Here is a 6271-nt window from a genome sequence, read left to right as displayed (position 1 = left end):
CATACACACTTGTGGTTAAGTTTTTTGTCGCTTTACTACTTTTCTTAGTTCGCAGCTACTTTTTTTTATATCTACGCAACAAGGTCTCCTCGCGTGGACGCCAAATCGTCATTGCGAGGAGCGAAGCGACGTGGCAATCTCATGAGATAATAACAAACTCCTGAGATTGCTTCGTCGAATTACTACGTAATTCTTCTCGCAATGACGACTCGGTATTCACACAGTCTACGACTGCTCGCAATGACGATTTACCCAAATTCACACATACGCTTTACAAGCTCAGGCCACCCTGGCGGGTTATAGCCCGTCGCTTCATTAAAACGTGTGCTATCCATTGAGCGATCTATCACAAGCTCATCTGACGGAATAATATCGATTTCTTTATTATATATTTCTGCTACTAATTTTAACAATTCTAGCTTATTAACCGGTTTTGATGCAACATGATAAAGCCCATGCAGTTCTTTATTCGGTAATACAAAATCCCTTATTATTCTTGCAAGCTCTACTGTCGGGAATCCTGAATAAATAGCTTTTTCAAAACCTTTCACTTGCCCTTCTGCACTTAAAAACCAATTGATTAAGCTTCTATTACTCGCTAGTTCATGACCTATAATTGAAGTACGCAAAGTGATAGCATGAGGATAATCTACTTCGCCAAGAAACTTAGAACGACCGTAAAGATCATAGCAATCCGGAAAATCACTTTCCTTATAATTACCTTTTTTTCCTGAAAACACGCAATCCGTACTAATATGGATTAACCTTGAATTAGCTAATTTACATAAATTAGCTAGCCTATGTGGTAACAAACTATTTATTGGCAATGCTTTTAACGGGTCGTTTGCATCAGCTAGTTGTTTTGTGAGCCCTATACAATTTATGACGATTTCGGGTTTTACTTTATTAAATACTTCAACTAACGAATCATGATTCTCAACATCTACATTTGTAATTAATTTATCGGATAAATCTTTAGAAAAATAAGAACGAGCGGGATTATTTCGAGCTGTCGCATAAACGTCAAACTTACTATCCTGACTTAAAAATCTAAACATACTGTTACCCAGCATACCGGTAACACCTAGAATTAATATTTTCATGATATATTTTATTTATTTTGCATAGTTTCTATCATAAATAATATATCTTTACAATAAGGTTTTTGAAAAGCTAGAAATTATATAATTATCAACGAATTAATTTATATCCTCTTCTTTTCTCATAAGCTTTAATTCTTTATATAAATCAATATCTTTATACTTATCCAGTATGTTTCTTGCTTTTTCTATATTTGAATAAAAACTTGATATTATTAATTCTGAATTGTTATACTTAATTGTTACTTTATCTCCTATTTTAAGTTTTAATTTCTACCTTACTTTTATAGGAATAACTAGTCTACCGTTATTATCAATATAACTTTTTTGTACTATCATAAAAAATAATTAACTTGTCATAGAAAAGGTTCTTATTCTACTTTCTTTAACTTTCCAACCTTCATCTTTTGCAAGTTCTAAATCATATTGATTTTGCATATTCATCCATCAACGAGGATTAACATTAAAATATTTACCTAAGCGGAGTGCCGTATCAGCATTAATTGAACGATGATGCTTAATTATATTATTGATTCTAGTAACAGGTACATCAATATCACGAGCAAGCTTACTTTGACTAATACCCATAGGTTCCATAAATTCTTCAAGTAGAATTTGACTAGGTGAAATAGTAGGTAATTTGTTTGTCATAAATTCTTAGTGTTGTTGCATGGACTGTTTTATGTCATTCCCGCGTAGGCGGGAAAGAAGTAAAAGCCTATAAAAACAAGTTTTTATAGGCTTATTTTGTTGAATATACAACTTCTATATCGGATATTGAAGTTATTTTTCTGGATCCCCGCTTTTACCACAACTGTCCGAAGTTGAAAAATAAGTAGAATAAGCAATGGTTTTTACAATTATTACTGGTAGTATTTTTAATGTTTTACGTTAAAAATATCATTTTTAGCTATTAAATAGCTTTTGCTCATTTTAACTTCGGACAGTTGTGCGCTTTTACGGGGATGACATTGAGTAGGTTTTTCGATGCATGCAACAACTCCTCAATTCTTTCCTAATTAAAGTTTTTTCATAGAATCAAGCACGGTTTCAAGAATCATACTAGCAGCTACTGCATCATCATTGTTATTACGGTCTTTTCTTTTAACACCGAATGATTTAAGAAAATTATTCGCAGCTTTTGTAGTTAGTCTTTCATCCTGTAAATATATAGGCAAGTTTATAGATTTTGTTAATTCTTCTGCAAATTTTATTACTATATTTGTTTGCTCTGTTACTGCTCCGTTCATATCAATCGGTAGACCTACTACAACACCGCAAACTTTATATTTTTCTATAATATTAAGTAAGGAAGTGATAACGATTTTTTTATTTATCTCAATTATAGTGTTTAAGGGCATAGCAATATTACGTTCTTGATTAGATAATGCGATTCCTAATTTTTTGCTTCCGTAATCAATAGCAATAAGTGGAGCATTTGGTATTAAAAGCGGATAAAATTCTTGAAGATTTTTTATGATCATGGTAGTTATAAAAATTACTTTATTAATTATTATATATGCTAAAAACTATTCAAAAGCATTTAGATACGAAATTAATTAAATTATCAGCGATTTTAGCCTTTATTTATTGTTTGTTATTTAATACCGCAATAATGATTTATAAATTTGATTATTATAAAGCAACGATTTTTAGAGGGATATTAGAATTATCAAAAGATTTTTGTTATATTTATATATTTTCTTTTATAGCATTTTTTGGTCTTAGCATACATACATTAGTGTTAAAAATCGGCGTAGGGTTTTTATTTATAACATCCGCTATTGCTAGTTATTACATTTATTTCTTCAAAATCAATCCTACTAAACAAGTAATAGGTAGTTTTTTCTCAACGGATTTAAACGAAGTTTATGAATTAGTCAGCATTAAATTAATAATATGGATAATTTTTTGCCTTTTTAGCTGTTTTTGTACTCTCAAATCTTTTGCCGCCGAAAATTCTAAATCATTCGTAACAAAATTATTATCTGCCGCTTGCTTACTTATTTTTGTATATAATATTATTACTCCTTCATTTAAGATACTAAAAAATTATTGTCCCATTCAGTATTTACATAATAGCTACCTTAACTTTGCCGGAAACCTAACCGGTAAAAATTATGCCTGTATAGATATTAGTAAGTAATATAACTTTATAGATATGTCAGATAAAGATATTATAGGTGTTTTAGTTATAGGAGAATCGGCAAGATTTGATCATTTCGATATTAACGGTTATGAAAGAGATACGACTCCTTATTTAAAGACTACTCAAAACCTAATTTCTTTCAAAGCTAAATCCTCTTCTAATCTTACCTCTCTTTCCGTACCGTCATTACTTTCACGTTATCCTGCAAGTCAAATTAAAAATACTAGACAAGAGAACAGATTTTTATCAATTTTAACAAATCTTGGCTTTCATACTACTTGGATTGGTACCCAAACTTTAATGAGGAGTTTTGCAAATTTTGACCTCAGTATATATATAATGATATTAATTTTACTATAGTACCGGGTGGCTCTGCCCTATTCTCTCTAAATGCTCATGATGAAAAAATATTGCCTTTTATAAAAGAAATAATAACAAATTCAGAGAAACAATTTTTAGTAGTTCATACCTCAGGAAGTCACTGGAACTATAACGCAAGATATCCTAAAGAATTTGAACGTTTTACCCCCACCTGTCCTATTAAGGTTAAGGGAGGTGCAAGCGATTGCGATAAGCTTGAGTTAGTTAACAGTTATGATAATTCAATTTTATACACCGATTTTATTATCTAATTTAATAGATTTGCTTAAAGGTAAAAAAGCATTTTTATTATATGTATCCGATCATGGTGAATCACTTGGAGAAAATGGTTATTACGGTCACGGTGGTTCACTACTTGCAGAACAAATAACAGTGCCACTTATAGTTTGGGTATCAGATGATTTTAGAGAAAAATATCCTGAATCGGTAGACTCAATTAAAAATTGTGCTAATACCAAAATTAACCATGATTATGTATTTCATTCAATCCTTGACTGTTTAAATATAGATTCCGACATAATAGATAAAGACTTAAGTATATGTAAATCTAGTTAAAAATTATTGAATTATTAAAAAATTTATATATAAATTAAAATCTCAATAATTATATGATTTATTATTATGTCTGATATACCTAAACTAGACGACTATTATTATAGATTTTTCCAAAGTATTTTACTTAAAATACTAGAACAAAATAAAACCGCTGAAACTTATTGATTACAGAAAGATTTTAATAGTGCTTTAAATGAGATAAAAAATATAAATGAACAACTTGAAGAATATTCAAATATTCTTCCCTTACTCAAATTAATTAAAACTTATTTCATAGATAAAAAAATATATAATTAAGTACCGTTTAATTTAAATCCTTTTTTTATAATTAAAAATAATATAGAGTGGAAATAAAAAAGGTATTGAATTATGGAATATGCATTATTAATTTTCAGTATTATAGCGATTTTAGTTATAATACAAATGGTTAAAGTTGTACCTCAACAACAAGCATGGGTAGTGGAGAAATTGGGGAAGTTTGACAAAGTACTACAACCCGGTTTAAACTTACTAATCCCTGTCATTCAGAGAGTAGCATACAAACATACTTTAAAAGAAGAAGCTATAGACGTTACCGCTCAAACAGCTATTTCAAACGATAACGTAACATTATCTATCGACGGTGTTTTATATGTTAAAATTATTGATCCGATGGCAGCATCTTACGGGGTTAACAATCCTTACTATGCCATAACGCAGCTTGCTCAAACTACTATGCGTTCGGAAATCGGTAAACTCCCTTTAGATAGAACTTTTGAAGAGCGCGAAACTTTAAACGTAGCGATTGTAGCAGCTATTAATCAGGCTGCTATAAATTGGGGCATACAATGTATGCGTTATGAAATTAAAGATATACAGCCTCCTCAAACTATCCTTAAAGCTATGGAATTGCAGGTAGCTGCAGAGCGTCAAAAAAGAGCTCAAATTCTAGAGTCGGAAGGTAATAGACAAGCAAAAATTAACCATGCAGAAGGTGAAAAAGCACAAATCGTACTGAATTCAGAAGCTTCTTATACGGATCAAGTTAACAGAGCAAAAGGTGAAGCTGAAGCAATAGGCTTAGTCGCTACCGCTACGGCAAATAGTATTGAGATTGTCGCAGCTGCCGTACAAAAAACAGGAGGAAGCGATGCAGTAGCTCTTAAAATAGCTGAGCAGTATATTAGTGCATTCGGTAATTTGGCTAAAGATACCAACACCGTAATTTTACCTGCAAACCTTTCAGAACCTAGTAGTTTTGTAACTGGAGCGTTAACTATATTTAACCAATTAAAAGCTTCTTCAGAAAAGAAAAAAGATAAGTAGCAATTTATAAAGATTTATTATTGTAATAATAATTAGTTTTATATATGATATCAGATTATTAATTAATAAAAGGTTATGAATATGTCAGTATTTGTCGGCAAAACCGCTCCGGATTTTACAGCTAAAGCTATTATGCCTAATAATAATATAGACGAAAAGTTTAAACTTAGCGATTATGCTGCAGGGGATAATATAGTGTTATTTTTTTATCCCCTGGATTTTACTTTTGTTTGTCCATCGGAAATTATAGCATTTCACAATAAGCTTGGTGAATTTACCGAAAGACGTACTAAAGTAGTAGCTGTTAGCATTGATTCTCATTTTAGCCATTTAGCTTGGAAAAATACTCCGCATAATAAAGGAGGGCTTGGACAAGTACAATTTCCAATGGTTTCCGATATAAAAAAGGATATTTCTTCAAAATATAACGTACTTAATGAAGATGGTGTTGCTTTGCGTGGAACTTTTTTAATTGATAAGGATTTCATAGTACGTCACATGCTAGTTAACGACTTACCTATTGGTCGCGATGTTAATTATGCATTAAAAGTAATTGATGCTTTAACTCATCATCAAAAGCACGGCGAAGTTTGTCCTGCCGGCTGGCATAAAGGTGAGGAAGCAATTACCCCATCACATGAAGGTGTAGCACATTATTTAAGCTCACATGCTGAGAAGCTGTAGTATACTCGTTTAATTTGAAAAATTGGCGTCGACCTAATCGTCATTCCCGCGTAAGCATTGTTGCGTGGAGATTAAAAAAGTCAATATAGCGCTTAGA

The 6271-nt window shown here is 31.3% G+C and carries 6 protein-coding genes and 2 pseudogenes; 4 read left to right on the top strand and 4 right to left on the bottom strand.

Annotated features, from left to right (window positions below; all coding sequences use genetic code 11):
- Nucleotides 1-248: 248 nt before the first annotated feature.
- The 4 genes from KYQ89_RS03090 to ruvX form a co-directional block, all read right to left on the bottom strand.
- Nucleotides 249-1103, bottom strand: coding sequence for a dTDP-4-dehydrorhamnose reductase family protein (locus KYQ89_RS03090; RefSeq protein ID WP_218460355.1), 855 nt, complete (start codon nt 1101-1103; stop codon nt 249-251).
- A gap of 345 nt (nt 1104-1448) precedes the next feature.
- On the bottom strand, nt 1449-1538 hold the full coding sequence (locus KYQ89_RS03085; protein ID WP_218460354.1) for a plasmid maintenance system antidote protein: 90 nt from the start codon (nt 1536-1538) through the stop codon (nt 1449-1451).
- A 9-nt stretch (nt 1539-1547) separates the two neighbouring features.
- Nucleotides 1548-1751 carry a HigA family addiction module antitoxin gene (locus KYQ89_RS03080; RefSeq protein ID WP_256621221.1) on the bottom strand — a complete coding sequence of 68 codons (204 nt, stop codon included), beginning with the start codon at nt 1749-1751 and terminating at the stop codon, nt 1548-1550.
- Between the two features lie 368 nt (nt 1752-2119).
- Entirely contained in the window at nt 2120-2584 is a 465-nt protein-coding gene (gene ruvX / locus KYQ89_RS03075) for a Holliday junction resolvase RuvX (protein ID WP_218460353.1), read from the bottom strand.
- 35 nt (nt 2585-2619) lie between these two features.
- Here ruvX and KYQ89_RS03070 point away from each other — a divergent pair.
- From KYQ89_RS03070 to KYQ89_RS03055, 4 genes and pseudogenes are all read left to right on the top strand, one after another.
- A pseudogene (locus KYQ89_RS03070) lies at nt 2620-4185 on the top strand (phosphoethanolamine transferase).
- A 66-nt stretch (nt 4186-4251) separates the two neighbouring features.
- Nucleotides 4252-4482 (top strand): annotated as a pseudogene (locus KYQ89_RS03065) (hypothetical protein).
- 72 nt (nt 4483-4554) lie between these two features.
- Nucleotides 4555-5490 carry an SPFH domain-containing protein gene (locus KYQ89_RS03060; protein WP_218460352.1) on the top strand — a complete coding sequence of 312 codons (936 nt, stop codon included), beginning with the start codon at nt 4555-4557 and terminating at the stop codon, nt 5488-5490.
- A gap of 81 nt (nt 5491-5571) precedes the next feature.
- Entirely contained in the window at nt 5572-6174 is a 603-nt protein-coding gene (locus KYQ89_RS03055; RefSeq protein WP_218460356.1) for a peroxiredoxin, read from the top strand.
- Nucleotides 6175-6271 lie beyond the last annotated feature (97 nt).

Origin of the sequence: Rickettsia sp. TH2014, assembly GCF_019249195.1 — a bacterium.
GTDB lineage: Bacteria > Pseudomonadota > Alphaproteobacteria > Rickettsiales > Rickettsiaceae > Rickettsia > Rickettsia felis.
This window is presented reverse-complemented; position numbering and strand designations above follow the sequence as displayed.

What these genes read in the sequence shown, in the direction of transcription:
- KYQ89_RS03090 (WP_218460355.1), bottom strand. Translation starts at nt 1,103, where the DNA reads ATGAAAATATTAATTCTAGGTGTTACCGGTATGCTGGGTAACAGTATG.
- KYQ89_RS03085 (WP_218460354.1), bottom strand. Translation starts at nt 1,538, where the DNA reads ATGCAAAATCAATATGATTTAGAACTTGCAAAAGATGAAGGTTGGAAA.
- KYQ89_RS03080 (WP_256621221.1), bottom strand. Translation starts at nt 1,751, where the DNA reads ATGACAAACAAATTACCTACTATTTCACCTAGTCAAATTCTACTTGAA.
- ruvX (WP_218460353.1), bottom strand. Translation starts at nt 2,584, where the DNA reads ATGATCATAAAAAATCTTCAAGAATTTTATCCGCTTTTAATACCAAAT.
- KYQ89_RS03060 (WP_218460352.1), top strand. Translation starts at nt 4,555, where the DNA reads ATGGAATATGCATTATTAATTTTCAGTATTATAGCGATTTTAGTTATA.
- KYQ89_RS03055 (WP_218460356.1), top strand. Translation starts at nt 5,572, where the DNA reads ATGTCAGTATTTGTCGGCAAAACCGCTCCGGATTTTACAGCTAAAGCT.